We start from the raw sequence: 26,503 nt of genomic DNA, 5'->3' as shown, positions 1-26,503 counted from the left end.
TAATATTACTATCATCTTATGATAGCTTGTCTCTATTTAGTCATGGAATTTCAAGTGACCTTTATCCTTAATTATTGAAGCAAAAAAAACCCCGGGAAGACCCGGGGCTTACAGCATGCATTATGCCTTTAATTTATTACGTAGAACCATTTGTAGAATTCCACCATGGCGGTAGTAGTCTACTTCTACATCAGAATCAAAGCGAGCCAGCACTTCAAATTCTGTTGTTGTACCATCTTCTGCAACAGCTGTTACAGTTAAGATGTCACGAGGTTTCACATCGTTTGTTACGTTTACGGAAATCGTTTCTTTACCAGTTAAGCCAAGAGATTCAGCACTATCACCCTTTTTGAATTGAAGTGGAAGTACACCCATCATTACAAGGTTTGAACGGTGAATACGCTCATAGCTTTCTGCAATAACCGTTTTAATTCCAAGAAGGTTTGTCCCTTTAGCTGCCCAGTCACGAGAAGATCCCATACCGTAATCTTTTCCTGCCAGTACAACTAATCCAGTACCATTTTCTTGATATTTCATACAAGCATCGTACATTGGCATTACTTTGTTTTCAGGCCAGTAAGTTGTGAATCCACCTTCTGTACCTGGAGCGATTTGGTTACGAATACGAATATTCGCAAATGTACCACGCATCATCACTTCATGGTTACCCCGACGAGAACCGTATGAATTGAAATCACGAGGCTCAACATTGTTAGCACGCAGATATTTACCAGCTGGTGTATCCTTGCCGATAGCACCTGCAGGAGAAATGTGGTCAGTTGTTACTGAGTCACCAAATTTACCAACAACACGTAGTCCATTTAATCCTTGGATATCTTCTGGAGTCGTTGCTAATCCAGTGAAGAAAGATGGATTTTGGATATATGTCGATTTGTCATCAAAGCTATAAAGTGGCTCATTACTTGTTTTGATTTGGTTCCAACGCTCGTTTTCAGAGAAAACATGCTCATATTCTCTACGGAATAACTCTGGAGTAACAGTAGATTTTACAGCATCTTTGACTTCATCTTGAGAAGGCCAGATGTCTCTGAAGAATACATCATTTCCGTCTTTATCTTTACCTAGAGAATCTTTTTGAAGATCAATGTCTACTGTACCTGCTAATGCATAAGCAACAACAAGTGGTGGTGAAGCAAGATAGTTTGCTTTCACTAATGGATGAATACGACCTTCGAAATTACGATTTCCTGAAAGCACAGATGTTAAGAGTAAGTCAGCATCTGATACAGCCTTCTCAATCTCAGGACGTAATGGACCAGAGTTACCGATACAAGTCGTACAACCATACCCTACAAGGTTAAAGCCGATATCTTCAAGGTAAGATAGTAAACCTGAATCTCTAAGGTAACCAGTTACAACTTTTGATCCTGGAGCCAGAGAAGTTTTTACGTAATCAGGAACGTTCATGCCGAGCTCCACTGCTTTTTTCGCTACTAAGCCAGCACCTAGCATAACATATGGGTTAGATGTATTTGTACAAGATGTAATGGCAGCGATACCAATCGCTCCAGTAGGCATAACAACATCTTTACCATCTTCCGTTGTGTACTTTGCCGTTTTATCAATTTCAGACGCATCTAAGCCGAAGCCTTGAACGCCTTCTTTAGCTGTAATTGACTTATTGAAAGATTCTTTCATATCAGTTAGCGGAATTAAATCCTGTGGACGTTTAGGTCCGGAAAGGTTAGGTTCCACTGCAGAAAGGTCAATCTCTACTACATCTGTATATGTTGGTTCTTCCTTTTCAGGTGTGAAGAACATATCATTTTTCTTTAAATATTCCTCAACCATTTTGATATGATCTTCGTCACGACCAGTTAAACGAAGGTAATCTAATGACTCTGAATCGACTGGGAAGAAACCACATGTAGCACCATATTCAGGAGCCATATTGGCAATTGTTGCACGGTCGGCAAGTGGCAGCGTTGCAACTCCTGTTCCAAAGTACTCAACAAATTTCCCTACTACACCCTTCTGACGCAATACTTGTGTAACTTTAAGAGCTAAGTCAGTAGCTGTTGCTCCATTAGGAAGTTCACCTGTCAGTTTTACCCCGATAACTTCCGGAATTGGGAAGTATGAAGGTTGACCAAGCATTCCTGCTTCTGCTTCGATTCCACCTACACCCCAACCTAACACGCCGATACCGTTGATCATAGTGGTATGAGAGTCAGTACCGACCAGTGTATCTGGATATGTTTCAAAATCGCCATCTGTTGTTTCAACAGCGTGAACGACATTCGCTAAATACTCTAAGTTAACTTGGTGTACGATCCCTGTTGCTGGTGGTACAGCACGATAGTTTTCAAATGCTTTTTGTGCCCAGCTAAGGAACTGATAACGTTCAGCGTTCCGTTCGAACTCAAGATCCATATTCGCTTTTAAAGCACCTACTGTACCATATTTATCTACTTGTACGGAGTGATCAATAACAAGATCAACTGGAATTTCAGGATTGATCTTTTGTGGATCTCCACCAATATCAGCCATTGCTTTACGTAAAGACGCCAAGTCAACTACTGCCGGTACACCAGTGAAATCTTGAAGGATGACACGGGAAGGTTTGAAAGGTACTTCCGCATCTTTCACTTCAGTTGATCCCCAGTTTGCTAAATTTTCAACGTGGTCTTTGTTAATCACTCGTCCGTCAAACTGACGAAGTACTGACTCCAGCAAGACCTTTACACTGTAAGGTAAGCGATTAATCTTTGTTACTCCTGCTTCTTCAAGTGCTTTTAAACGATAGTAATGATAACGTTTTCCTTCTAGTTCGAAAGAAGATCGTGCATTAAATACATCGTTCTTTGCCATTTCGAATTCCCCCTCTAAACTACATCAAACAATAAGTCGAAAAGTTTTCGTTCAAAAAACTAACGAACTTTTCTCACATTTACATCTTAATACAAGCGATTACATAAGTAAATAACAATAAAGTTATTGTTTTTGATAAGTTTTTCTTATCTAAAATAATAAACTCCTTTAGGTTTTTAGAAAAATATTGGTAAATCAACATTTTTCCCCATGTCAAAACGTGTCAGTTGCACGAAATTATTATCGTGAAAAAATAAATCTGCTAGCCTTTCCCTCTTATAAACGATTGATGATGGTGGCATTCTATCCTTATGGAGGTGTCCAATAATGGCTAAACGTAAAGCAAACCATGTAATTAACGGGATGAATGCAGCGAAGGCACAAGGAAAAGGTGCCGGATACAATGAAGAATATTCAAATGAACCATTAACTGAAGCTCAACGTCAGTTTAATAAAAAACGCAAAACCAATCAGTAATTCAATTGATCGGTGATTGAACAAACGAGGCTTTAAACATACTAAGTTTGGTTTAATCACCTTCATTTATGTAAGTATCTTCATCTCTTTTCCCCTACCCTGTTTGTTTAAATATTAAACCCGCTCTGCGAATGTTTAGCAGAGCGGGTTTTGTTCCTTCTTATTTCTTACGATTGCCCATTTACTTCACTGACGATCGAAGAAAGGTCTGATTTGAATTGTTGGAGCTGTGCTCTTTGTGTGTCAGATGCCACTTCAAGTGCATTTTCAATTTGTTGATACGCTTCGTTCACTTCATTCTTCAAGTGAGCCAGTTGTGAACCGTAACTAGCTCCATCTAAAACAAGCTCATTGATTGTATTCTGTATTTCAGTAACACTTTGCTCAGCAGCTTGGTACGCTTGTTGTTTGTTTTTGTGGTAAGGCATGGATGATCTCTCCTTATTGTGAAATTAGCTTTTTTAGTATGGTCAGATCGGCTGAAAATTATACCCATGAATAAACTGTTTCAGAGCAAAGCATTCTAAGAACAGGAGGGATGCTTTATGAACAAAAATGATAGCAAAGATATGCGTAAAAATGCTCCGAAGCAGTCTGGGCAACCTGAGCCTTTAAGTGGATCACATAAAGTGAAGAATCGTAATCACACTCGACAAAAACAACATAGCCATCACGATATGTAAGCAATAAATAAGGGAGAGTGGAGTTGTATTATCACAACTCCACTCTCCCTTTTGCCGTCTAATGCAGATTCTTTAATGCATGGATAATGTCCATTTGTTCAAGGGAGGTGACAGTCCGCAGATCAAAGAGAACGGTCCCTTCTTGAATTCTTGTTATGATGGAAGGGTTCCCCTTTCTGAGGTGATCATGAAGTTCCTGGGCAGACAGTATGTCATGAGTAACTGAAACGAGATAAGTATCTAATTCAACTTCCGGCATCGTTCCCCCACCAATCTGACTTTTTCCTTCAATTATTTCAAATCTGAAATCCGGTTTCAGGGAATTTCCCTCTTCTACGAAATTTGTACTTTGCTGAAAAATCTCTTCTTTTTTCCGGGTAATGGATGCAATGGTCGGATTTTTATCCTGCTCCTCCCCTTTTATATAATGCCTAAGTGTCATCTCTAAAGCAGCCAACGTCATCTTGTCTACGCGCAGTACCCGGGCCAGCTGATGCTTTTTAAGCTGATCAATCCATTGTCTTTTTCCTGCAATGATACCGGCCTGGGGACCGCCTAATAATTTATCTCCACTAAAAGAAACGAGGTCGCTCCCCTTTTCAATGACAGTCTTTACTAAAGGTTCATTTCCGATACCTAGTTGTGCGAAGTCGTAAAGAGCCCCACTCCCTAAATCTTCATAATATAGGATTTGATGATTTCGGTGGGATAACTGAACAAGTTCATCAGTGGAGACGGATGATGTAAATCCTTTTATCACAAAATTACTTTGATGGACCTTCATAATCATGGCTGTTTCTTCACATAGTGCTTCTTCATAATCCTTTAAGTGTGTTTTGTTTGTCGTTCCAACTTCAGAGAGCAGAGCCCCACTTTCTTCCATGATGGAAGAAATTCGAAATGATCCTCCGATTTCCACGAGCTCCCCTCTGGAGACAATCACCTTTTTATGTTTTGTAAGCGCCGTGAGAATAAGGTAAACAGCCGCTGCATTATTGTTCACAACCATGGCTGCTTCCGCTCCAGTTAACTCACAGATGAACTTTTCAGCATGGGTATGCCTCGAACCTCTGTTTCCCCCTTCAATATCGTATTCTAAATTACTGTAGTGACCTGCAGTCTTCTTGACATGTTCAATGGCATCTTGTCCCAATCGGGCTCGTCCCAAATTCGTATGCAGGATGGTTCCTGTTGCATTAATGACCTTACGAAGAGAAAGGGAATACGATTCTTTCATCAAGGTATCTGCTTGTGCGAACACTTCCTTAACAAAGTCGGCTGATAAAGGATGAGGCCCTTGCCATTGTTCATTGAGCAGGGAACTCCGACTACGTGTAATCACCTTATTTAATAGGTCCGTCCCTCTTTCTTTTGTGAGGTGATGCTTGTTGAGGAGGGCATGGAATTCATCGGCTTGTTGTAGTTCGTGGATGGGTGGGATATGTCTGACGAGTTGTTTCATTATGACCCTCCTTTATTCTTAATACTGATTATAACACCCTCACCAATTAAATTAGCAAGAATACAATGTGTAAAAGAATATGTTGGGGGTCAGGTGTAAATGAGCAAGGAAAGGGAGGATTTCTATTTAGAAAACTGGGAGGAGAATATGAAGGATTGGCTATTGGATCCTGCTACGGTTCAATTGGATGAACAAGAATTTAGAGTCGACTTTCTGGATACAACTGAAGCGTTTATCGTAGAAATAGAAACGGAAAATATTCATCCAGAGGAATTAATCATTAAGAAAAATGACACTCAATTGGTCGTATCGATACTGATGAAGGACGAAATCAAGGAGAGAAACCGAACCATTCGATTTCCCTTTTGTTTAAAGCAACGGGCAATCACCTATTCAATCGAGCATCATACCATCGAAATCAATGTCCCTAAAAAGGAATGTCCCAGCCCCACTTCCTTCGTCATCCGAGTCCAAGGGTTATCTAATGAGTAATCACTCTCTCTAAATAGATGAAAAGGTCTGAAGTGAAAACTCAGACCTTTAACCATGTTTATAGGGATTCAATCGAAGAAATGATGAGGTTTAAGTCAGGAAAAACTCCTGTATCTAATTTAGAATAAACCTTTTCTTCTCCTACTGAAATCTCAAATGCCCCACCAGAGGATGGTATTAACTTTAGCTCTTTAATGTCTGAACGAAAATGGGTAAACAGTTGTTCCGCGAAACTCGCGGCTTTAGGTGCATAGTTTCACATCATACAGAATTCAATTGTAATCGAGACCTTTTTCATCATTATTTTCCTCCTTCTATTATATATTTTCCTGTGTGCATAATACCATAGCTTCTATTTTTCTCCAAATACTTACCTTTTCAATCTGCAGTACTTTATTGATTTCAATCATTGAATATAATCCTGTTATTAAGGTGCAAAGCCTATTTTATAATAATTTCAAATGCAAATCCTCCTTTTCCCAGACTGATTTCTACCTTCCATCCCTTCTCCTTTGCCCTATTGTATTTTTATCCTGTACAATTAAAATATTCATACATAAAGGGGTGAAGTGAATGAGCAGGGAAGAAATTATCCGTTTAACAGAACTTTCTACAAAAGCTGGTTGAGGCTGCAAACTTAGTCCTAGTGACTTGACGCAAGTGTTGCGTCAGCTACCCCCCTCAACCATTTACTGAAGCATTGTTAGTAGGAAACGAATCATCTGACGATGGTGGTATTTATCAACTGACAGATGATCTGGCTATGGTACAAACCGTAGATTATTTTACCCCGATTGTGGATGATCCTTACCAATTTGGTCAAATAGCAGCGGCAAACGCACTAAGTGACGTATATGCTATGGGTGGAACGCCGAAAACGGTTTTAAACATTGTAGGGTTTCCAATTAAAAAGCTCGGAAGTGAAATACTTACTGAAATTCTGTCCGGTGCACAAAATAAAGTAATCGAAGCTGGTGCTGTGACCGTAGGCGGTCATTCTATTGACGATCAAGAGCCAAAATTTGGTTTGAGTGTTACTGGAATCGTTCACCCCAAAAAATATTGGACGAACAACGGTGCCAAAGAAGGAGACGTTATAGTTCTTACCAAACCACTGGGTGTAGGAATTCTAACGACAGGTATTAAGCGTAAGATGGTGTCGGCAGACCAAGAAAAAGATGTGGTCGAAGTCATGAGCATGTTAAATAAATCTGCAGCAGAAGTTTTACATGACTTTCATCCGCATGCAGTGACAGATGTAACAGGCTTTGGCTTAATGGGGCACGCCTTTGAAATGGCTAAAGGCAGTGGCGTATCCATCGAATTCTCATACTCTTCCATTCCCCTATTAGAAGGGACGAGGGAATTAGCAGCCAAAGGAGTCATTCCTGGTGGGTCGAAAGCGAACCACCAGTGGCTTGAAGAAAAAGTGCACTATAATCCGAGTATCAATAAGGAAGATCAATGGATCGTGTGTGACGCGATTACTTCAGGAGGATTATTAGTAAGCTTGACAGAGGATGAGGCGGAAAAGTATATAGAGATGTTAGGTCTTCACTCGATTTCAGCAAATATAATTGGTCGTGTGCTGACGAAGCAAAAATGGAGTATACTAGTTGAAAAATAATTAAGCGGTGGCTCCTTTTGAGAGAAGTAGATTTTAAGCTACTAACTTTCAGAAGGACAACCGCTTATTTTTCTTCGATCATTTTGAGGAATTGACCCGTGATTCTCTTTGATAAAATCCTTAAATGATAAGGGAATCGGTTTTTTTCTTTTGCAAAAGAATTGAACCAAATGACTTTTTCATCTAACGCGATGAATGGAATACCCGTTGTTGCTTTTTTAATTTTGAAATTGTTTCCAGGTTGCAAAGTACTGCCTTCTTTACATTGGATAATGACGTTTTTCTCACTGGATACTGTGTGTAATATGCTCAATATCTCTTGAGGGATGTCTGTCACAAGTCCAACGTTCACTACGATCTTTTGTTTAGCTGCCTTAAAATCTTTCATCAGTCTGTTTAGATCACTTATATCAGTCCACTTCATTTTCTTAGTCGAGGAAGGGCTGAATGAGGAACTTGTTTCCTTATGCCCTTCCTGTTGAAGATGACGTATGAATTGATGAATGGGTTGGGAGGAATGGGTCTTCTCCTGAATAAATTGATCGTTCCCAATAAGAACTAACTTCCCCCTCGCTCGCGTAATCGCTACATTCAGTAGCCTATCGCTTCCTTTCCGAGTAAGTAGTGCCCCCGGTTTCCCATGGGAAACTCCATCAACGAGATCAAAAAGGATCAAGTCATTTTCCGAACCTTGAAAGCCATGAACCGTAGCTGCATATAAATTCAATTGAGGATTTGTCGTCTTTACTAATTCGTCCAGTAAAAGGTTATACCACTTCGCTTGAACACGGTAGGGGGTCACGATTCCGATAGATTGAATACCATCCTCCATCGCCTCCAGAGTAAGCTGGATCGTCACTAAGCTGGATAAGACATTCCAACGTGAGCCTTTTTGAGTCTCTGCCCATTCCGTACCTTCTTTAAGTGAAAATAATACAGCTCCATGAGAAGGGAAAGGCATTTTATTCGTGATCCCCGCTCTCATCAATTCTACCGAATGGTGATCGCCTACCTTCGAATGGTAGATATAGCGATTGGTAAATGCCGAAATGCTTGGATGCATTCGCCGCTGTTCTGGAAGTAATAATAACTGAGGGTGGTCCTTGCTCTTATCAACAGCATGTGCAACCTGAGCCGAATGAAAGATGTCTTCCTTCAGCCACTTCGTTACCATCGGATGAAAGGACGTAGAAATAGGCGGGAGCTGTTTGAAATCCCCGCAAATAACGATTTTTTTTCCAAGGGATGCAGCAAATGCTACCTGAGGTATATACGCCATACTCGCCTCATCCACGATAACAAGGTCAAACTCTTCTTCATAAAGAATGCCATCAATCGCAGCTTTAGAGAGAGTCGTGCCGATGACCCTTGCGTCTGTGACAAGTTCACCTTCTCTTCGTTTAAACTTTTCTTTGATTTTTTGATAATGAACTTCAAGTTGAGACAACCGTTCTGAATCGTAACTTGAATACGTTTTCGCCAGTTTATTTTTTAACCTTCTACGGTAGGTTTCGACCTTTCCTTTTTCCTCTGCAAGGCTGGGGTCAAGTTGTTCTAATAATTGAAGCACGCTTAAATCTGTAACTTCTTTACTATACGCTTTCTGATTAGTACCATAGCGGATAACTTCCCCTCTCTTCCACCGATCGTGGCTGCTGAGAAAGTGATGCATTTCTTCTATTAGGACATCGACTGCAGCATTACTATGGGAAAGAAGCAGTACTTTTTTTCCTTCTGAATAATGATAAGCAGCTACTCTGGCAAGCGTATAGGTTTTTCCTGTTCCAGGTGGTCCCCATAGATACGTAACAGGATTATACTTACTGCGCACATATGCTTCGTGTAAAGGGTTTTTAAACGTAGTCTTAGGATGCCTTGTTTCTTTCATTGGATTCATCACATGCTGAATACGCTTTGTTTTTCCATGGCGCTCTTTTGCTTCGTCTAATCTTTCTATTAACTTCTCTAATATTTCCCATGGTTCATGTAATATTTGACCATAAGAAATAGGGTCTCCTATGAATTGATCGAGTTCAATCATGCACTCCCTGTCCTCTGAACTAATCACCACCCCTGTGATTCTTGATTGCTTTCTCTTATAAACTACGCCTCCTCCTTCTGGTAAAGACGCAGGATAACTAAGGGTGAACCAATAAATATAGGCATTTTCTTCTTTTCGGATACATCTCCCTTCTTCTATCAAAACTCCTGATGTTTCCCGTTTTTTTAGTTGAAGAATTTCCATATCCAGAGCGGTTTTCCACTCTTCTATCATTTCTGTCGTTTTCATCTGAATCACCTTTGCCATACGAAAAAATTCACGAACCTTATCATAACAATTTATTATGTGAGTGTATATGATAAGTAGAAAATGGAAGTGGAATAAAGTAAAAAACAACAAACTTTACGTAAGGGAAAAAAAGAACCGAAATAGATACCCGGCTCTTCTCCAAGAATATCAAGGAATCACATAGCCTTGCCTGACTCCTCTTCTTCATCTTCTACAAATCGATCTGCATAGTACAAAACATCTTCTACATATTTGTCGCTATGATTGTAGGCAAATACGGCTTGTTCGATTTTACCATCAGCTGCTCCATTTCGTTCCAAATAGTTAGCAGCACTAAACACTGCATCCTCAATTTGAAAAGGATCGGCTATTCCATCTCCATTTGCATCGACCCCATAACCACCATACTTTTCGATGACGTTAGGGTCAGTTTTTTGGTTTTGTGGAATATTCCCCTTCCCTAAGCCTGAGCAACTCGGGTGTGACCAGCCGACAAATGTACATGGCATGAATTGCATGTGTCCTTCAGCCCCCACAGGAGACACAAGAGTCTTCATGGTGGAAAATTTTGTTTCGACCCGGTGATGGGCAGCCAGTAAATACCATGGTACCCCGTATTCCTCTTCAGCTGCTTTATAAATGGGAATATATTCGGGGGGGACCTCTTCTTTACCAAATGAAGACAGGTTATAAGTAGTTTCTCCATTATTTACTGCAAAATAAATAGCTAAGACGATGATGGGTATAAGGACGATCTTAAATGGTGAGGATCGTTTTTTCTTACTGGGTCGTATTGTTTGTGCGAATTTTTTAGTCATCGAGGCTCGATCCTTTACAAGAGTATTGATTCCTCTTGTATTCTAATACGAGAACCACTATGTGACAATCATTATGTAAAAAAAGATGACCCCAGTAATCCTTTCTTTCTTCACCGGATGTTGGTAGAGAAATCATTGACTTTGTCGAGGTCACCTAGCCATCATTCATTTATTATTAACAAACAAACGCTGCTCCAACGATAATTAATAGGATGAATAAAACTACGATTAACGCGAAGCCACCAGCGTAGCCACCACCACCGCAGCCATATCCATATCCAGGGTATCCATATCCATACATCATCAGTCACCTCCAGTTATCTTACTACGATATTAATGTATGTAGTGGACAAATTGTAGGTTAATTAAAATCAGTATTCACTTTTTGTCAATGTAATGCATCTGGAGCAGATTGCCTATGAACAGTGGGTTTTGCGTATCATGGAGGAGAAGAAAATGAGTAAAATGTCTAGAAAGGAAGTGCTTGATATGAAAAATGCGCCTGGAAAAATTCCAGGCGCAAAAACGATTTCTACATGTGCTCTTTAGGCTCTTTTGTTTTTCGTGGCTTAGGTTTGATGTATAATCCAAGCTCTTTCTTCTCTTGATTCAGTGATTTATACAGAGACAGCATCATCAGGGCCATAATGACTGAGAATGGCAACGCTGCGACAATTAATGCATTTTGTAATGCCTGTAGTCCTCCACTATAGAGCAGGATTAATGCAACAGTAGACTGAGCAAGTCCCCAAGTTAACTTCACATAGTTAGGCGGAGTTAACGATCCATAGGTTGTTTGCATTCCCAGAACGAATGTAGCTGAGTCAGCAGACGTAATAAAGAATGTTCCTATTAATGTGATGGCAATGACTGAAAGGATCGTTGACCATTCAAAACCGTTAAATACAGCAAATAACACTTCTTCTGTATTTAGACCTGATATATCTGTTCCTGCTTGTTGAATTTCAACGGCAGATGTACCAAAAGTAGCGAACCAAATGAAACTGACTAAAGCAGGCAGCAGTAGTACACCGATTAAGAATTCACGAATGGTTCTGCCTCGTGATACACGTGCGATGAAGATTCCGACAAATGGAGACCAGGAAATCCACCATGCCCAATAGAAAATCGTCCAGCCATTGATCCACCCGCGATGTTCCTCGTTTAATGGGGCAATCCGGAAACTCATGGCAGCGATGTTTTGAATATAGGCACCGAGTGTATCAGTGAACATATTCAGGATGAGCAACGTAGGTCCAATAAAGAACATTAACACGAACAGTCCAATTGCCAGTACCATATTCGTATTAGATAGATATTTAATTCCCTTACTTAATCCAGACCATGCCGATATCATAAATAAGACGGTTACTACCGCAATGATAATGAATTGAACGGTGAAATTATTTGGAACTCCCAGTAGATACGAGAGTCCTCCGTTAATTTGTGCTGCACCAAATCCAAGCGTTGTGGCAACACCGACAACAGTGGCGAATACAGCCAGTACATCGATGACCGTTCCCAGTGGACCGTTCACTTTATCTCCAAAGATCGGTCTCAATGTAGCTGAGATTAAGCCAGGCTCATCTTTACGGAATTTATAATAAGCGAGTGCTAAAGCGACAATCGCATAGATCGCCCATGCATGTATTCCCCAATGGAAAAACGTATAACGCATTGATTCCTTGATCGCCTGATTCGTTCCACCTTCAGCAAGTGGAGGCGTCAAATAGTGTGACAGCGGCTCTGCTGCCCCCCAGAATACTAAACCGATTCCCATCCCTGCACTAAACAACATGGCGAACCATGTTCCTTTCGTGTACTCAGGTTTCTCGTCTGGCTTTCCTAATCTTATCGTTCCGATTGGACTAAAGATCAAGAATACGCAGAAAATAACTATCACTGTGACTAAAATAAGATAATACCAACCGAATGTTGAGGTGATAAAGCTTTGCATATCAGCTGTTACATTTTCAAATGACTTTGGCGCGATGACACCATAGGCAACAGAAGCTGCAACCAATGCAACGGTAATCCAGAAAACATTTGATATCCTCTTCATAAAATTCTCCTTTCCATTTTCAATGTATTTTTTGCTCTTTTCTGTATGAAGGTAACGACAGCCGGATTAAGGGTGTTTATCATAGTATGTACACCAGCGGCAATAATCTTCATCATGAAAGAGTCTCAGTTAATGCAGATGGGAATATGTGCATTCTGAGGAATGTGGAGGAATTACTTATTACCTATTCCCTCACCACACTCTCATAAACCAACATTTGTTACCCTATCAGAAAAAAGTTTAACTTTGCAAGTAATAACCATTATATTTTTTTATAGTGTTTGTCATTTAAACGTTTTCATTCCAATTCTTTTTTTCCTTGAAAGTCCATTCAGGAATTTTCTAGCATTAGAAACTGGAAATAAATACGCTTAATAAATCCGTTAAGTCGAATATGGTTGACAAACATGGTTTAACTTTTATGTTGGGAGAATATACGTTATGAAGGATATAATTAATGATTTTCTCTAAATTCATTTGAAGTTTAACTGGGAATTATGGATGAAGTTCTTGTAGTAATTTTCATGTTTCGGTAAAGGTTAATAAAAGAATGTATGGGAGGAGGTCGAGTCATGAAAAATAAGCAAGACAAAACACAACATGAAACAGCTGTAAAATTAGCTCAACAACAAATGGGTGAGGAAATTGAGATGAAATCCGTAGCTCCTTCTGCTAGAAAAGGCTCTGAAGTTCAAGGAAAATAGTTTTTGATACAAAAAGGACGCCAAAGTCGGCGCCCTTTCCTATTCGTTACTCTTCAATAATTTTCACATTGACATCTTGTACACCATATTTAAGGGCATCTTTTTCTTTTTCCATATAAATGTCGATGCGTTTCCCTTTAATGGCTCCACCTGTATCTTCCGCACGGGCATAACCGTATCCTTCTATATAAACCTTAGATCCCAGTGGAATGACACTCGGATCGACGGCAATGACTCTGGCATCGGGGTTCTCGATTAAGTCCACCCCCGTCTTTGTAATGCCTATACAGCCTTCACAATAAGCTGTATACGCCGTAGCGGTTACGTTAACCTCTTTTACAACATTGTCCCCGGAAGTTTCCGTATCAGCGGATTTAACAGCTTGTTCTTCTTGTACGTTATTCACAGTATAACCTTCTTCTAAAAGTTGTTGGCGAGTGCCAACCTCATCGATCGAAACATGATATCGATTTGCAATCTCCCAAAGAATATCGCCTTTTTCTATATTATGATAATCATTCATTGCAGTATCTTTTGGTTCTGCGGAGGCAGAAGTAAGTCCGATTGTTAGAAAAACTGTGAAGGAAAAAATGGAAAATAATGCTTTTTTCATCTTGTAAAATTCCTCCTTTTGTGTTTGGTCTATGAAACCAACAGTAGAAATAGTAACATAGACTTACCTCAGATATATAACAGAGTGTTTATAAACCGATAACAATTAGATGACAAGCCTGTAATATTTATTGTTTTCTGTCGATTCAGCTGGAAGTGCTTCTAAGTCTTTCATTTGAAGGGAAATACTAGTTGAAAAGCGTGGATGAATTGAAAGCAAATTGGTAATGAAGAAGCTATTAAGAAAGTTATTCCATTTGCATATTGTGTTTAGAGATAAGCTATTAAAAATGTGTTGAAGAATAAAAAACCACTGAGAATGACTTCTCAGTGGTTTCCAATCTATTATTTACTTTCAAGGATTTTTACGTTAACTGATTTTCTGCCCCAATCAACGGCTTGGTCTTTTGATGGGATGAATACATCGATTCGATTTCCTTTAATCGCTCCACCTGTATCTTCGGCGGTTGCATAGCCGTAGCCTTCAACAAATACTTTTGATCCCAGTGGAATTACATCCGGGTCTACTGCAATCACTTTAGCATCTGGATTTTCTAAAAGGTTTACACCAGTGGCTGTCGTACCTGAGCAGCCTTCACAACTTGCTGTGTAAGCAGTTGCTTCTACAGTGATTTCCTTTACAGCTTCCTCTTGTGCAGCTGGTTCTTCTGCTGCCGGTTCTTCTTCAGCAGGTTGTGCCTCAGCTGGTTCTGCTGCAGGCGCTTCAGCTTCTGGAGCTACTTCTGCTGTTTCTTCTTGAGCAGGAGCTGCTGCTTGCTCAGAAGTATTTGCAGTAGCTGAAGGTGCTTTTTTATCTTCTAGATTGAGGATTAATTCTTGTCCAGGGACAATCAGGTCACTTTCAAGAGCGTTCCAGCCTATTAAACTGTCGACGGAAACTCCATATTGTGAAGAGATTCCCCAGAGTGTGTCACCTTTTTTAACTGTATAGTACTCTTTGGATGATACCGTGAGTTCTTGGTCAGGATAGATTAAGTGTGAATTTAAATTATTCCATTTCATGAGTTTATCAACGGATGTACCGTATTCCTGGGCAATTCCCCATAAAGTGTCACCTTTTTTAACTTCGATGTCTTGTGCTGAAGCGCTAGCTCCACCAGACACTGCAAGTGTAGTAAATGCAGCCACAGAAATAATCGATTTTTTTAGTTTCATTGTAAAATTCCTCCTTATGTAGCTAGCGGTTTATTTGTTTTTGCTAACAGGGAAAATACTAACATAGTAAAATCTCAATTCAATAACAGGAACTTTAATATCCTGCGTCAAGAATATTTCACAACTGTAATAGAAAGCGATTTCTTGTATAAACTATCATTTATAGGAATACTATGGTAATTTCAGATGAAAATAATAGACCTAAAGGGTATTTATGGATAAAAAAGTTAAAGAGTTCTATTCTATTTTGACGCTGATTTTAGAGGTCAAGTTGTCTTTTTGGTAGGTGAATAAATCGTAAATGCTTCAAATATTTTTTAATTGAAGAAGATATAGTCTTAAAAAAGAAGGAAGTTTAATCTTAACAAGCTAGAAGATTCCTACTATACTATAAGAAGTACTGGTTGAACTGGAGGATGACAAGGTTGGAGAATCAGGAAGAAAATATCGTACTTTATAAAGATGATCCCGACGAACACAGTGGTCGCTGCGAATGTGGGAACAATATATTTAAATCACGTGTATCAGATGGAAAGTTTTATCGAAAGTGTCAAGAGTGTGGTAAAACGAAAATCGTTTAATAGAAAAAAGGGAAACCGGTATCAAAAATCGGTTTCCCTTTTTTCTATTTATTCATTTTTTGAATGGTCGTAGAAGCAAACTGAACCAATTCATCTGTAGTATGATTAATTTGCCTGATGGCTTCTACAATATGATTTAATTCAGATTGATTTCGCTTGAACATACCCATATAGTTTTCCATTTCCATTTGAACGGTCATAATGCCGTTTTGTACATTCCCTATTTCTTTGCGGGAGTCTCAGTTAATTCAGTTATGTTACGAACCCGGTTTGAGACAACTCCTACTTGCTTGTTGCTTTCATTCACGAGCTGATGAATGGAGTTGCTCACACGAATACGCTCCGCTTTCGTAGCTGTCTCATTTAGGCTTATCTCAGTTTGACTTTATGACCAGCCGAGTTCTGTATTCATGTTGAGCATTTCTACTTGTAGTGCCTGATTTTCTTGATGAAGTTTCTCGAGCTCATCCATTCTGCTTTGGATATAGTATTCAGATACAATACTTGCGTCTAAATGTATACCATGATCAATTGCGACTAGTACGGAAGCGAGTTTAGATGGTTCGTTTTGATAGAGTTCTACAATCTTTGGGATCAATAAATGCTGAATGGTTGTGTAGGTGGAAATAAACCAATCGATTGATACGCCATTCCGGTTATGGGTCTTCCCCATCCTCTCCCTCATGGAGAAGCATTCTTCATTTAACTCACCAGAGAATAGTGAACGAAAGTAATCATGGAAAACGGTTTTTAAACGTTCACGGCTGGAGTGGTTAACATCGATTTCGACTAAACTGGATGTTTGTAGAGATGATTCATTACCGTTTCAAGCAAAGAATCGGATAACTGCTTATAGACGGGGAGAACTTCTTTTAATTCGTTCAAATGATGTTCAATATACAAAAAGAGGGACGGACCTTTGATCCTAGGAGCTACTCCTAGGAATCAAGGTCCGTCCCTCACTGCTTTATTGTGTTAAAATGATTGGTTCGTCTTTGGTTATGATGATGGTGTGTTCGATTTGGGCAACGAAGCTGTTGTCGGGTGTGATGTAGGTCCAGCCGTCTCCCTTTTCGATTACGTTTTGTGCTTTGGTTGAGATGAAGGGTTCAAATGCGATGACCATTCCTTCTTTTAACAGTGCATTATCCCATGGATCGAAATAATTTAAGATGTGATCAGGTTTCTCATGAAGAGACCGTCCTACACCGTGGCCAGTTAAGTTCATAATCACCGTATAACCATTTTTTCGCGCTTCATTATTAACCGCTTTGCCGATTCCGTTTTGCTTTGATCCAGCTCTTGCTTTCTGGAGTCCCGCTTGGAATGATTTTAATGCCGCCCCGCATAAATCTGTAAGTTTTGGGTCTCCCTCCCCAACAACAAATGAGATTCCTGTATCAGCATAGTAGCCATCTTTAGAACCGGATACGTCAATATTGACAAGGTCTCCCTCCTTGATCACACGGTCACCGGGTATCCCATGGGCCACTTCTTCATTCACACTGATACATGTGAAACCAGGAAAATCATATTCTCCTTTAGGGCCTGAAATGGCTCCGTTTTCTTCAAACAGTCTTCCAGCAATATCGTCAAGCTCTTTAGTCGTTACTCCAGACTTTGTCTGAGAGCGTAATTCATCACGGATCATCGCCACAATGCGGCCGATTTCTTTTAACGCTTTTAAATCTTCATCAGTTTTGACAATCATATTATCTTCCTTCTCTTTTGAAATTTTACCTTCCCTTACTATACCGAAACACACTATGTTTTAAAAGGGAAAGCTGTTGTTTAGTAGGGTGGTTAATTATTATGGGATTCGCTCCCTTCAATTACTATATCAAACAAAAAGAAATAGGAGCGGAATGACGAAGGACATGATCGTGGCGGTTAATGCCATGGCGGCACCACTTACTGCCCCTTCTCTTTCGCCCTCTTTAATAGCCTGTGCCGTCCCTACTCCATGGGAAATCACCCCGAATGGAAGCCCTTTTGCAATGGGGTGATTTACATGCAGCCACTTTAATATAGTCGGTATGATCATAGCTCCGAACATACCCGTCACAATGACCACCGTTGGAATGACTTCTATATTCGCCTCAATCACCTTTCCTATATCAACTGCTACTGGGGTTGTAATGGTTTTAATAAGCAAGGAGCGGCTCCATTCAGATGGGATCCCCAACCACATACTGAAGAAATAAGAAATAAGCATAGACATTCCACTTCCGAACAGGATACCGATAAGGATAGGCTGTACATGCTGTACTAATAATTTTCGGTGCTGATAAAGGGGATACGCAAGGGCAACAGTAGCAGGTCCTAGTAAATACGTTATGAAAGAAGTGAAGTCTGCATACTGTTCATAAGGAATATCGATGATCAATAATGTGACAATGACAGCAATCGTACTAATAAATATAGGTATCGTTACGGGGTTTGGCCAAAGTCGGTGAATCTTTACCCCAAAGATAAAATACAATACTGTAATGGCTAATGCCAACAGTGTACTAATGAGATGGATCATGGTTTCGTTTCTCCTTCCATCTTATTAAACTCTCTGCTGATAAGGCTGTTGCTACAAATCCAGTTATCCCGCTAATAACCAGAATGACAATGAGTTTCCATCCGAAATCTATAAAATATGGCCCCAGAACCATTGCACTAACAGACAAGGGAAGAAAAAAGAAGGAAAAATGTCTTAGGAAAAATCCTGTCCCGTCCATTAATAACCTTTCTTTCACTACACCCGTTAATAATAGTAGAAACAAAAAAAGCATCCCGATTACGCTTCCGGGAATGGGTAATTGAAAGAAGTCTGTACACCACTTTCCAATTTCATAAAATAAGCATAGAATGGCAATTTGAATGATGGTCCGAACAACCTGCATAATTTTCTCCTCGCTTTATAGTCTTCTCACGATTTTATCACAAATGGCAGGTCAATAGAGAATAGGTTGAAATCAAAAAAAGAGCATGAGGTGTTCTCACCCCATGCTCTTTTAGTAAGAATAGTATGGATTGGCTCCTTAAAGAAAATCCCTTTCATTAATTATTTCGTTATTAAATTAATTTTACGAACGCTTCTGCTGTTGACTGGCTGGATTGTGGATTCTGCCCAGTCACGAATTTCCCATCAGTGATGACATGCTCACTCCATGCTTCAGATTTTTCAAATTGAGCCCCTTGCTCTCTTAATTTTGTTTCCAATAAGAAAGGCATTAATGAGTCAAGGCCCGTTTGTTGTTCTTCTTCATTGGTGAACCCTGTCATGCTTTTTCCTTCAACCAGCCATTTTCCATTTGAGAGTTTCGTTCCAACGAAACCAGCAGGACCGTGGCATACAGATCCGATGGCTTTGTTGTTTTCAGCAAAGTGGGCCAGTGCTTGTTGAAGTTCTGGACTGTCAGGTAGATCAAACATCGTTCCGTGTCCGCCAGGTAAGAATATCCCTGAATATTCGTTAACGTTCAATTGCGAAAGGACCATTGTTTGATCCAATTCTTTGGTCACACCCTTCCACTTTTCCACCTGTTCATCATCAAGGCTGTTAGGATCTAAAGGAATTCGGCCTCCTTTTAAGCTAGCCACATCTACACCGAATCCCTGATTCTTAAATTCTTCATATGGTTCAGCGAACTCAGATAACCAAAGACCTGTTTCGTGTTCATCATCAATTTTACTTTCATTCGTTAAGACCATTAATATCTTTTTCAATGTGTACCCTCCATTTTTATATAGCTGTTTTCCTACCCTTTTGTTTTATCCTCTTCTCATGAAGTTAAACTTCCGTAATCCAATTATTTTTCTTTTACAAGGTTTTAAGCAGAAAAAAACGACTCCTTTATTGAGAGTCGTTTATATGGATTAATGTATATCAAATACGAATTGAATTTTCTTTTCAACAGGATCCCAACTAAGGTAAGCTGAAAACTCCTTCTCTCCTTTTTTGAAACCGTCGATGCGTTCGGATTTTCCATCCGCAAGCACTTTTTTTACGATTGCTTGTGTCATACGCTTCGAGAGAATGGTCTTAGAAATGGTGAAGCTGCATTTTGTTTTTTGATAATTGGAGCAACCGTAGAATTTTCCTTTGTCAACCACTTTCCCACCACATTTCAAACATGTGCCGACAATGGTTTTCGCTGATCTTTTACCTTTACTCCCTTTGGACCTTTGGATGGAAGCGGTATCAAGATCTTCGAAATTCCATCTGTTTGCCTCTTCAAGAGCGTTTTGAACAAGTTTTTCGCTTAATTTCTTCACTTGCTCCATAAACTCGGGTGCGGAAGCTTGCCCTTTTCCTATTTCATGTAGTCGCTGTTCCCATTTTGCCGTCATTTCAGCTGATGCCAACACATTTTCACCTATTGCCCGAATCAAAACTTTCGCTTTATCGGTTGGATAAACAATATTCTTTTGGATATCAATGTAGTTCCGATCTTTAAGCATGGTTATGATTCCAGCGCGTGTTGCCTCGGTACCCAGACCTTCTGTTTGCTTTAACACTTTCTCGAGCTCATCATTATCCATGTATTTACCCGCTGTTTTCATTAAGGTAATCAATTGCCCTTCTGTATAACGCTTAGGTGGCTGGGTTTTTCCTTCCTTCGTATGGACACTTTTGACATTACCCTTGTCGCTTTCCTCAACAGGTGGCAGCAGCGGTTCATCATCCTTTTCATTCTGCATCAGAACCTGCCGCCATCCTTCTTGAAGAATCTGCTTTCCTTTAGAAATGAATTCAGCCCGGTCGTCCACGACGGTAGTGATAGTAGTGTAATGGATCACAGCTTTGTCGTGATGTGCAGCGATAAAGCGTTTAACCACAACATCATATATTTTCCTTTCGTCCCCTGATAACGATTGAGGGTCAGTTACTTGTTCTGTTGGAATAATCGCGTAGTGATCTGAAACCTTTGCTTCATTTACAAAACGCTTGTTATTCAGCAGGCTCTCATTAGGAGTGGGGATCCAGCTATTGTATGGGCTATATTCTTGAAGCTTAGACAATATTTCCGGAAATGTTTCAGCTTCCCCTTTCGTTACATATTGTGAATCTGACCTTGGGTAAGATACAATGCCCTTTTGATAAAGTTTTTGCAGGACATCCAGTGTTTTTTTTGGTGAAAATTTATATATTTTGTTCATCGTTGCCTGAAGAGCTGATAGATTGAAAAGCAATGGAGGAGCAAATTCTTTTCTTTCTGTTTTCATCTCCAGAACGCTTGCAGGCTTCCCTTGGCAGAACGAAGCAATCTTCTCTGCCAGTTCCTTTGTTTGAATTCGGGATTCTCCATCCTTTTGCCAAACCCCTTCGTACGTGTGGTCTCCCATTTGAAAGGCTGCTTTCACTTCCCAGAAGGGTTCGCTTTTGAATTGCTCTATTTCTTCATCTCTTTTTACAATCAAAGCAAGAGTCGGTGTTTGTACCCTTCCTGCAGAGAAAACATCCGACATACCTTGCTGTTTTAGTAGAATGCTATACGCTCTCGATGCATTCATTCCAACAAGCCAGTCCGCACAAGCGCGGGAATAGGCTTCATAATAGAGGCTCCGCATTTCCGTTTCTTCTCTCAAACTGGTGAACCCTTGAATGATGGCTTTCTCTGTCAGGGATGATATCCATAATCTTTTCATGGGCTTCTGCACGCGGGACATTGAAATAATATTCCGGATGATCAACTCACCTTCACGCCCCGCATCCCCTGCATGGATGATTTCTGTGACTTCACTTTTCTTTAGAAGTTCTTTAATGACTGCGAATTGTTTAGCTTTTGCCCGTTGAAGCTCATATTGAAATCGATGGGGAATGATGGGGAGGTCTTCTAACGTCCATTTTTTCCATCTGCTTTCATATTTTTCTGGGGCTTGAAGCTGAAAGAGGTGACCTACAGCCCATGTAATATAAGCTCCTTTAGGGAACACATCATTAGATTGTATTTCAATATAACCTTGGCGTTTTCGATGAGGGAAAGGTTTAGCGAGGGTTGCTCCTTGATCGGGTTTTTCGGCAATAACAACTTTCATAACAATCTCCTGTCCATCTCTATGATTCCTTCATTATAGCATGTTTTTAAGAACTCTTGTTCTATATGTGAGAAATCATATTTGTTTTTTTCGGTCATATTTGAAACTAGTTTAATACAAATCTACTTGATAGAATAGGGTTGATTTTTTTTGCCAAGGGGGTGATGTGACTGTAGCTAGAGTGGAAATTGGGTAATGTTATATTACAGTATGATGGTGTTACGGAAAAGTATTATCCGTAACACCATTAGCTTATTGTCCTAAATTTTCCAGATTACCTTTAATTTCTTGTAACTGATTAAAGGTGTTAACGATCTCAAGGTTTTGTAACTCAGAAATTTGGACTTCTCCCTTATCAATTTCTACTAAGGCTCGATCAATTCCTTCCAGCGCTTGCTCATTATATCCTTCCACTTTTTTGTGGATGTTTTCTGCGAGCTGAGGCGGAGTCAAATCATTGATTTCTTGTATTTCTGTTTCCATGTCTTTTAACCTAGTTTCAAGTGCCGGTATGGTGGATGGGTCTGCAGATGCATTTTCCACTAATCCAGGAAAATCGTTGGCAAATTGTTCTGCTTCATTGAGATAATCGGTCATTTCCTCAACATAGGTCAAACTGTTGTTTGCTTCTTCGAGGATTCCACAGCCTGCCAGCATAAAGAAGCTGGTTAATATGATAAATTTTTTCACTGAATTTCATCCTTCCCTAGCTTTCTCTCCTAATATATACGAATGACCTTCGCAATGGTTTCATTTCTTTTTCATGAAAAGAAGGCTAACACGCCGTTAGCCTCCTCTATGTCTTATTTAATAATTTGCAGTTCTTTAGGGAATTTAGTCAAGGTTTCGTAACCATCCTTTGTTATCAGCACATCATCTTCAATTCTTACGCCGCCAATTTCCGGTACGTAAATTCCAGGCTCAATGGTGTAGGTCATTCCTTCTTTTAATATCCCATTATTTAAATGGCTCATTGATGGGAATTCATGTACGTTGATCCCAAGGCCGTGACCAATGCGGTGTGGGAAATAGTCTCCATACCCTGCTTCTGTAATGATATCCCGTGCGATTTGATCCAGATCACCAATACGGGTTCCGGGCTTACTTGCTTCCAGTGAAGCCAGTTCTGCTTTTAAAACGGTAGAGTAGATTTCTTTTTGCTTGTCTGAAACCGATTTATAAGCGAATGTACGGGTGATGTCAGAAGTATATCCTTCAAGGACCACACCTAGATCAAACAAGACAAAATCTCCTGCCTTCAGCTTCCGGTCTCCTGGGTTTCCGTGTGGATCTCCAGCTTTTTCACCAAAGAGCACCATCGTAGAGAAAGACATTTCACGAATGCCTTTTTTCTTTAACTCATACTCGATCTTCGCAAGAACTTCCATTTCTGTAATGCCTTCTTGAAGTGCACTTACACCTACTTCAACCCCGAAGTCTGCCATTTCTGCTGCTCGACGCATGATGGCGATTTCACCCTCATCCTTCACAACACGCATCTCATTTAATTTGTCTTCAACATTCACTATAGTCGGTGAGTTGAAAATGTTAATAAATGCCTGACTGCGGCCATACGTTACGACTTCATTTTCGAAAGCCACCTCGCGGCCATCAATTCCTCTTTTTTGAATGGCTTGTTGAATGAATTCCCATGGGTTTTCGTGATCAGAGTAGCCGATTACTTCGTTACTCCAGCCGGCATCCTTCACTTGACGTGCTTCCATTCCAGGTACGACCACAAATGGTTCGGCATCGGGAAATACAAACAGTCCCATCAATCGCTCATGTGGATCCGTGTGGAAGTTTGTTAAGTAGAATACATTTTCAGTTGAATTGATAAACGCGGCATCGATATTTTCTTCTTTTAACCAATTTTTTAGCATTTCTATACGTTGTTTCATCGTGAGTTCCTCCTCGAATTTCGTGATGTTATGTAATAGATTAATATGAGCATATCTATGCTAACACATTTTGAAGAAAGTTTGAAATAATCGTATTGTAACTGAAGGTTCTCAATGGGGTTTAATGTTTTTTTGATAGGGGTACGCTTTTCCTACCTCTTGCCTATAAAGTACGGAGGGGGTTTGTGATATAATTTGAAGCATACAGTGAATGTAGGGTGGGAGTGGCCACTTCCTTATAGAAGGAGGTGGTGCTTATAGTGACAACGTATGAGGCGTTAACGCTAATGATTACCTTTGGCTCTTTAATTGTCTCCATCATTGCCGTAGTTATTTCGAATGACAAAAAGAAATAACCCCACCCTCATGAAGCGCCTAAACTTTGAAGGGTAGAGTTATGTTCCTTTCTCTATTGGGCCACTGCTTTCCTTGCAGTTTGCTGTGTAGCAAGAGACATTGGTTGCCGCCAGTGTCTCTTGTTTTATCATTATGCTCTACTTTTAAGATAGTATAAATCGAGTCTGAAAGCAAGATGAGTACAAGCAAAACTTTACGAAAAATCTAGTTTAGAGAAAAAATTCTCTCAATGCTTTTTTAATACACTGGGTCTGTTGTCTTAGGCTTGCGCACAAGAGCCATGATTCCTGCGATTAGGAACAGAAGGCCAGGTACGAAACCAAATCCTATCGTGCCAAGTCCGATGACAAGGGCAGCAATGATAAACATGATTCCGGATAATACCGGTTTTTTATTTTTCACAATGGTTAATACAGCAATAATTCCCAGGATGGACGCAATGATTCCTAATATAACAAGGTAAGATCCAGTTGATTCAGCAGCGTTGATAATGGAGCTTAAATCTCCTGCAGTCATCTCCGCATTTTGTATATTTGGATCACTCTCCATACCTTCTTCGAGTTGGGACATGAACTCGGGATTACTCATCCCCATATTAAGTACGATTCCGATTATGGAAAATAATGCGGATAAGATAATTCCGATTACTCCCATCACTACTTCTCCTGTACGTTTCACCATTCTACTCTCTCCTTTATAGATAATTACTTTATAATATATTGTGCTAAAACGATACTATTCCCTTAAATGGATAGTGTGTTTAGCTTCTTACTCATGTAGGCTTCCAGGATGGAAAGATCTTCTGGAAATCCCAGGGGCAGATTCTTTAACTCTTGAAGTGAAATCCATTTATTTTTATGTATTAGTTGATCAGGGTCCTGTATGGTTGCTTCTCCTCCCAGGAGCCTGACTTCATAGTAATGAATTCTTATAGAAATACTTCCTTCATTCCCCCACTTTGTATATCATAGCCTGTTTCTTCCCAAACTTCACGTTACAGCACTCCTGAAGGGATTCGTCCAATTCGATCCCCCTTGAAGGAACCGACCAACGTTTCTCTCCTTCTTTCCCTTGTAATACCATCAATAAACGTCCTTCATGCATGCAAAGAGCAGATGCACCAATCCATTCATTCAATCAATCACCTCATTTCGTGTGGAAGCATTTAAACTCATTCAATAATTTAATAAATGAGTTTATGGAAATGTCTCATTTAGCATATTCTCTCTTTTGACAAAATTCTCCTTCTACATAATAAAAGTCTTTATATTCAGACATTATTCATGCTTACTATAAGGTCCGTCCCTCTTTGGTCTTTTTCATTCGGAGTTTCTTTAAGATGATGTTTTCCATTATGCTCCATGGGAGGATGGCTTTGAGTAATAAGGTTGATCGGACTCCTTTGCCTATGGGAATTCTAAAAGTTTTTTTCTTGTTTAGTGCTATTTCACGTACAATCGAGGCAACCTCCCTGGGATCTCCAAGTGTATCTTCACCTGCTTGAATTTCTGTGTTGATGGCCTCCATGTAGTGAAAGTAAGGAGAGTTTTTTTGCATCGAGAGTGGAGTGACTTTCTTTCCTGATGTCCAGATATTGGTTTGATAAGAACCGGGTTCGATCAGGTGCACGGATATGCCGAAGGGCTTAAGCTCCAATCTCAGACTTTCGGTGTATCCCTCTAATGCGTGCTTGGATGAAACATAAGGACTGAGTCCAGGAAAGCCGAATCTGCCGCTAATGCTGCTCATGTTGATGATCTTCCCTTCCCCTTGCTTTCTCATATAAGGGAGAACAATTTGAGTTATTCTCATGACTCCAAAAACATTCGTTTCAAATTGTTCACGGAACTCATCGATTGTAACTTCTTCTGCAAATCCTGCACCGGCAAACCCTGCATTATTCAGGAGAATGTGCACCCTGCCCAAATCATTAAGAGAGGTAGAGAATTCCTTGATGGATGCTTCAGACGTTACATCCAATGGATGAACCTCAACCAAATGCCCCACCTTTAGTTCCTCAGCACGTTGAAGCAATGCACTTCCTTTATGAGGGTCTCTCATGGATGCGATCACTTTATATCCAAGTTGTGCCAGCTCCAGCGTTGAGAGAAAACCAAATCCGCTATTTGCCCCCGTCACCACAGCTATTTTAAGATTCATTCCAGCTTCCTCCCCATTTTTCTTTCTATCAGTATAGCAATAATCGTTTTGATCCACTGAGTTTTTTATCAAAAAATGCAAAAAAAGGGTGGCTTCATCCCATTGAAGCCACCCTTTTGACGAGGAAGTCGTGTCAATTTCTATTCTTAATCTACAGCAATCCCATATGATATTCAACAACACTAAGAAGGGATGAACAGTTCTCTCGGGAAATGAATAGTCATATACGGTCAATTTCA

24 protein-coding genes and 5 pseudogenes are annotated in these 26,503 nt (G+C 40.0%); 7 read left to right on the top strand and 22 right to left on the bottom strand.

Annotated elements, in window-relative coordinates:
* Nucleotides 1–120 precede the first annotated feature (120 nt).
* On the bottom strand, nt 121–2,832 hold the full coding sequence (gene acnA, locus ACYH0O_RS12415; protein ID WP_482632464.1) for an aconitate hydratase AcnA: 2,712 nt from the start codon (nt 2,830–2,832) through the stop codon (nt 121–123).
* Nucleotides 2,833–3,159: 327 nt separating this feature from the next.
* Here acnA and sspO point away from each other — a divergent pair, with 327 nt between their 5' ends.
* The gene (gene sspO / locus ACYH0O_RS12410) at nt 3,160–3,309 is read left to right on the top strand and encodes a small acid-soluble spore protein O (protein WP_113967856.1); all 150 of its coding nucleotides are present in this window, start codon (nt 3,160–3,162) and stop codon (nt 3,307–3,309) included.
* Nucleotides 3,310–3,476: 167 nt separating this feature from the next.
* On the opposite strand, the gene ACYH0O_RS12405 is transcribed toward sspO, so the two are convergent.
* A complete protein-coding gene (locus ACYH0O_RS12405; RefSeq protein WP_149155868.1) occupies nt 3,477–3,737 on the bottom strand; it encodes a hypothetical protein in 261 nt (86 codons plus the stop codon).
* Between the two features lie 117 nt (nt 3,738–3,854).
* Here ACYH0O_RS12405 and ACYH0O_RS12400 point away from each other — a divergent pair, with 117 nt between their 5' ends.
* Nucleotides 3,855–3,992, top strand: a complete 138-nt coding sequence (locus tag ACYH0O_RS12400; protein WP_113967854.1) for a small acid-soluble spore protein P — start codon at nt 3,855–3,857, stop codon at nt 3,990–3,992.
* Nucleotides 3,993–4,050: 58 nt separating this feature from the next.
* On the opposite strand, the gene selA is transcribed toward ACYH0O_RS12400, so the two are convergent.
* Nucleotides 4,051–5,454 (bottom strand): L-seryl-tRNA(Sec) selenium transferase, encoded by a 1,404-nt coding sequence (selA, locus tag ACYH0O_RS12395; protein WP_482632463.1) that lies wholly within the window; start codon nt 5,452–5,454, stop codon nt 4,051–4,053.
* 99 nt (nt 5,455–5,553) lie between these two features.
* Here selA and ACYH0O_RS12390 point away from each other — a divergent pair, with 99 nt between their 5' ends.
* Nucleotides 5,554–5,946, top strand: a complete 393-nt coding sequence (locus tag ACYH0O_RS12390; protein ID WP_149155866.1) for an Hsp20/alpha crystallin family protein — start codon at nt 5,554–5,556, stop codon at nt 5,944–5,946.
* 58 nt (nt 5,947–6,004) lie between these two features.
* Here the strand turns inward: ACYH0O_RS12390 and ACYH0O_RS12385 are convergent.
* Nucleotides 6,005–6,190: pseudogene (locus ACYH0O_RS12385) on the bottom strand (Rdx family protein); the annotation flags it as partial.
* A 329-nt stretch (nt 6,191–6,519) separates the two neighbouring features.
* On the opposite strand from ACYH0O_RS12385, the pseudogene selD reads away from it, so the two are divergent.
* A pseudogene (selD, locus tag ACYH0O_RS12380) lies at nt 6,520–7,573 on the top strand (selenide, water dikinase SelD).
* Nucleotides 7,574–7,637: 64 nt separating this feature from the next.
* Here selD and ACYH0O_RS12375 read toward each other — a convergent pair.
* The 4 genes and pseudogenes from ACYH0O_RS12375 to ACYH0O_RS12360 form a co-directional block, all read right to left on the bottom strand.
* Nucleotides 7,638–9,863, bottom strand: a complete 2,226-nt coding sequence (locus tag ACYH0O_RS12375; protein ID WP_482632462.1) for a DEAD/DEAH box helicase — start codon at nt 9,861–9,863, stop codon at nt 7,638–7,640.
* 176 nt (nt 9,864–10,039) lie between these two features.
* On the bottom strand, nt 10,040–10,681 hold the full coding sequence (locus ACYH0O_RS12370; protein WP_482632461.1) for a lytic transglycosylase domain-containing protein: 642 nt from the start codon (nt 10,679–10,681) through the stop codon (nt 10,040–10,042).
* Between the two features lie 175 nt (nt 10,682–10,856).
* Nucleotides 10,857–10,937: pseudogene (locus ACYH0O_RS12365) on the bottom strand (YjcZ family sporulation protein); the annotation flags it as partial.
* A 276-nt stretch (nt 10,938–11,213) separates the two neighbouring features.
* Nucleotides 11,214–12,743 carry a glycine betaine uptake BCCT transporter gene (locus tag ACYH0O_RS12360; RefSeq protein WP_482632460.1) on the bottom strand — a complete coding sequence of 510 codons (1,530 nt, stop codon included), beginning with the start codon at nt 12,741–12,743 and terminating at the stop codon, nt 11,214–11,216.
* A 572-nt stretch (nt 12,744–13,315) separates the two neighbouring features.
* Here ACYH0O_RS12360 and ACYH0O_RS12355 point away from each other — a divergent pair.
* On the top strand, nt 13,316–13,447 hold the full coding sequence (locus ACYH0O_RS12355; protein WP_482632459.1) for a hypothetical protein: 132 nt from the start codon (nt 13,316–13,318) through the stop codon (nt 13,445–13,447).
* Nucleotides 13,448–13,493: 46 nt separating this feature from the next.
* On the opposite strand, the gene ACYH0O_RS12350 is transcribed toward ACYH0O_RS12355, so the two are convergent.
* Nucleotides 13,494–14,060, bottom strand: a complete 567-nt coding sequence (locus ACYH0O_RS12350; protein ID WP_482632458.1) for a 3D domain-containing protein — start codon at nt 14,058–14,060, stop codon at nt 13,494–13,496.
* A gap of 344 nt (nt 14,061–14,404) precedes the next feature.
* Nucleotides 14,405–15,235, bottom strand: a complete 831-nt coding sequence (locus tag ACYH0O_RS12345; RefSeq protein WP_482632457.1) for a 3D domain-containing protein — start codon at nt 15,233–15,235, stop codon at nt 14,405–14,407.
* A gap of 425 nt (nt 15,236–15,660) precedes the next feature.
* On the opposite strand from ACYH0O_RS12345, the gene ACYH0O_RS12340 reads away from it, so the two are divergent.
* Complete coding sequence (locus tag ACYH0O_RS12340; RefSeq protein WP_482632456.1) at nt 15,661–15,816, top strand: DUF8096 family protein; 156 nt, start codon at nt 15,661–15,663, stop codon at nt 15,814–15,816.
* A gap of 44 nt (nt 15,817–15,860) precedes the next feature.
* Here the strand turns inward: ACYH0O_RS12340 and ACYH0O_RS12335 are convergent, their stop codons facing one another.
* The 9 genes and pseudogenes from ACYH0O_RS12335 to ACYH0O_RS12295 form a co-directional block, all read right to left on the bottom strand.
* The gene (locus ACYH0O_RS12335) at nt 15,861–15,986 is read right to left on the bottom strand and encodes a hypothetical protein (RefSeq protein WP_482632455.1); all 126 of its coding nucleotides are present in this window, start codon (nt 15,984–15,986) and stop codon (nt 15,861–15,863) included.
* A gap of 215 nt (nt 15,987–16,201) precedes the next feature.
* Nucleotides 16,202–16,612: pseudogene (locus ACYH0O_RS12330) on the bottom strand (protoglobin domain-containing protein); the annotation flags it as partial.
* 171 nt (nt 16,613–16,783) lie between these two features.
* Nucleotides 16,784–17,527 carry a type I methionyl aminopeptidase gene (gene map, locus ACYH0O_RS12325; protein WP_482632454.1) on the bottom strand — a complete coding sequence of 248 codons (744 nt, stop codon included), beginning with the start codon at nt 17,525–17,527 and terminating at the stop codon, nt 16,784–16,786.
* A gap of 129 nt (nt 17,528–17,656) precedes the next feature.
* On the bottom strand, nt 17,657–18,343 hold the full coding sequence (locus ACYH0O_RS12320; protein ID WP_482632453.1) for an LrgB family protein: 687 nt from the start codon (nt 18,341–18,343) through the stop codon (nt 17,657–17,659).
* On the bottom strand, nt 18,327–18,707 hold the full coding sequence (locus ACYH0O_RS12315) for a CidA/LrgA family protein (RefSeq protein WP_426891375.1): 381 nt from the start codon (nt 18,705–18,707) through the stop codon (nt 18,327–18,329). Before ACYH0O_RS12315 ends, ACYH0O_RS12320 begins: the two co-directional genes overlap by 17 nt.
* A gap of 172 nt (nt 18,708–18,879) precedes the next feature.
* Nucleotides 18,880–19,533 (bottom strand): type 1 glutamine amidotransferase domain-containing protein, encoded by a 654-nt coding sequence (locus tag ACYH0O_RS12310; protein WP_482632452.1) that lies wholly within the window; start codon nt 19,531–19,533, stop codon nt 18,880–18,882.
* Nucleotides 19,534–19,683: 150 nt separating this feature from the next.
* Nucleotides 19,684–21,846: a DNA topoisomerase III gene (locus tag ACYH0O_RS12305; RefSeq protein WP_482632451.1), complete on the bottom strand. Its 2,163-nt coding sequence runs from the start codon at nt 21,844–21,846 to the stop codon at nt 19,684–19,686.
* A 252-nt stretch (nt 21,847–22,098) separates the two neighbouring features.
* Nucleotides 22,099–22,536: a DUF6376 family protein gene (locus ACYH0O_RS12300; RefSeq protein ID WP_482632450.1), complete on the bottom strand. Its 438-nt coding sequence runs from the start codon at nt 22,534–22,536 to the stop codon at nt 22,099–22,101.
* Nucleotides 22,537–22,649: 113 nt separating this feature from the next.
* Nucleotides 22,650–23,747, bottom strand: coding sequence for a M24 family metallopeptidase (locus tag ACYH0O_RS12295; protein WP_482632449.1), 1,098 nt, complete (start codon nt 23,745–23,747; stop codon nt 22,650–22,652).
* A gap of 260 nt (nt 23,748–24,007) precedes the next feature.
* On the opposite strand from ACYH0O_RS12295, the gene ACYH0O_RS12290 reads away from it, so the two are divergent.
* Entirely contained in the window at nt 24,008–24,103 is a 96-nt protein-coding gene (locus ACYH0O_RS12290) for a putative holin-like toxin (RefSeq protein WP_253275457.1), read from the top strand.
* A 238-nt stretch (nt 24,104–24,341) separates the two neighbouring features.
* Here the strand turns inward: ACYH0O_RS12290 and ACYH0O_RS12285 are convergent, their stop codons facing one another.
* The 3 genes and pseudogenes from ACYH0O_RS12285 to ACYH0O_RS12275 form a co-directional block, all read right to left on the bottom strand.
* The gene (locus ACYH0O_RS12285; protein WP_482632448.1) at nt 24,342–24,785 is read right to left on the bottom strand and encodes a DUF4064 domain-containing protein; all 444 of its coding nucleotides are present in this window, start codon (nt 24,783–24,785) and stop codon (nt 24,342–24,344) included.
* 62 nt (nt 24,786–24,847) lie between these two features.
* Nucleotides 24,848–25,241, bottom strand: a pseudogene (locus ACYH0O_RS12280) (NUDIX domain-containing protein).
* Nucleotides 25,242–25,394: 153 nt separating this feature from the next.
* Complete coding sequence (locus tag ACYH0O_RS12275) at nt 25,395–26,264, bottom strand: SDR family oxidoreductase (protein ID WP_482632447.1); 870 nt, start codon at nt 26,262–26,264, stop codon at nt 25,395–25,397.
* Between the last annotated feature and the right edge of the window lie 239 nt (nt 26,265–26,503).

It is taken from the genome of Rossellomorea sp. H136, from assembly GCF_056838065.1.
The sequence above is the reverse complement of the archived record's forward strand: the minus strand, read 5'-3'. Positions and strand labels throughout refer to the sequence as shown.

Excerpts from the sequence above, each read along its gene's own strand:
- ACYH0O_RS12370 (WP_482632461.1), bottom strand. The coding sequence starts at position 10,681 with ATGACTAAAAAATTCGCACAAACAATACGACCCAGTAAGAAAAAACGA.
- ACYH0O_RS12305 (WP_482632451.1), bottom strand. The coding sequence starts at position 21,846 with ATGAAAGTTGTTATTGCCGAAAAACCCGATCAAGGAGCAACCCTCGCT.
- acnA (WP_482632464.1), bottom strand. The coding sequence starts at position 2,832 with ATGGCAAAGAACGATGTATTTAATGCACGATCTTCTTTCGAACTAGAA.
- ACYH0O_RS12375 (WP_482632462.1), bottom strand. The coding sequence starts at position 9,863 with ATGAAAACGACAGAAATGATAGAAGAGTGGAAAACCGCTCTGGATATG.
- ACYH0O_RS12390 (WP_149155866.1), top strand. The coding sequence starts at position 5,554 with ATGAGCAAGGAAAGGGAGGATTTCTATTTAGAAAACTGGGAGGAGAAT.
- selA (WP_482632463.1), bottom strand. The coding sequence starts at position 5,454 with ATGAAACAACTCGTCAGACATATCCCACCCATCCACGAACTACAACAA.
- ACYH0O_RS12405 (WP_149155868.1), bottom strand. The coding sequence starts at position 3,737 with ATGCCTTACCACAAAAACAAACAACAAGCGTACCAAGCTGCTGAGCAA.
- ACYH0O_RS12320 (WP_482632453.1), bottom strand. The coding sequence starts at position 18,343 with ATGATCCATCTCATTAGTACACTGTTGGCATTAGCCATTACAGTATTG.
- ACYH0O_RS12285 (WP_482632448.1), bottom strand. The coding sequence starts at position 24,785 with ATGGTGAAACGTACAGGAGAAGTAGTGATGGGAGTAATCGGAATTATC.
- ACYH0O_RS12315 (WP_426891375.1), bottom strand. The coding sequence starts at position 18,707 with ATGCAGGTTGTTCGGACCATCATTCAAATTGCCATTCTATGCTTATTT.
- ACYH0O_RS12275 (WP_482632447.1), bottom strand. The coding sequence starts at position 26,264 with ATGAATCTTAAAATAGCTGTGGTGACGGGGGCAAATAGCGGATTTGGT.
- ACYH0O_RS12295 (WP_482632449.1), bottom strand. The coding sequence starts at position 23,747 with ATGAAACAACGTATAGAAATGCTAAAAAATTGGTTAAAAGAAGAAAAT.
- ACYH0O_RS12355 (WP_482632459.1), top strand. The coding sequence starts at position 13,316 with ATGAAAAATAAGCAAGACAAAACACAACATGAAACAGCTGTAAAATTA.
- ACYH0O_RS12360 (WP_482632460.1), bottom strand. The coding sequence starts at position 12,743 with ATGAAGAGGATATCAAATGTTTTCTGGATTACCGTTGCATTGGTTGCA.
- ACYH0O_RS12400 (WP_113967854.1), top strand. The coding sequence starts at position 3,855 with ATGAACAAAAATGATAGCAAAGATATGCGTAAAAATGCTCCGAAGCAG.
- ACYH0O_RS12335 (WP_482632455.1), bottom strand. The coding sequence starts at position 15,986 with ATGGGTATGTTCAAGCGAAATCAATCTGAATTAAATCATATTGTAGAA.
- map (WP_482632454.1), bottom strand. The coding sequence starts at position 17,527 with ATGATTGTCAAAACTGATGAAGATTTAAAAGCGTTAAAAGAAATCGGC.
- ACYH0O_RS12350 (WP_482632458.1), bottom strand. The coding sequence starts at position 14,060 with ATGAAAAAAGCATTATTTTCCATTTTTTCCTTCACAGTTTTTCTAACA.
- sspO (WP_113967856.1), top strand. The coding sequence starts at position 3,160 with ATGGCTAAACGTAAAGCAAACCATGTAATTAACGGGATGAATGCAGCG.
- ACYH0O_RS12345 (WP_482632457.1), bottom strand. The coding sequence starts at position 15,235 with ATGAAACTAAAAAAATCGATTATTTCTGTGGCTGCATTTACTACACTT.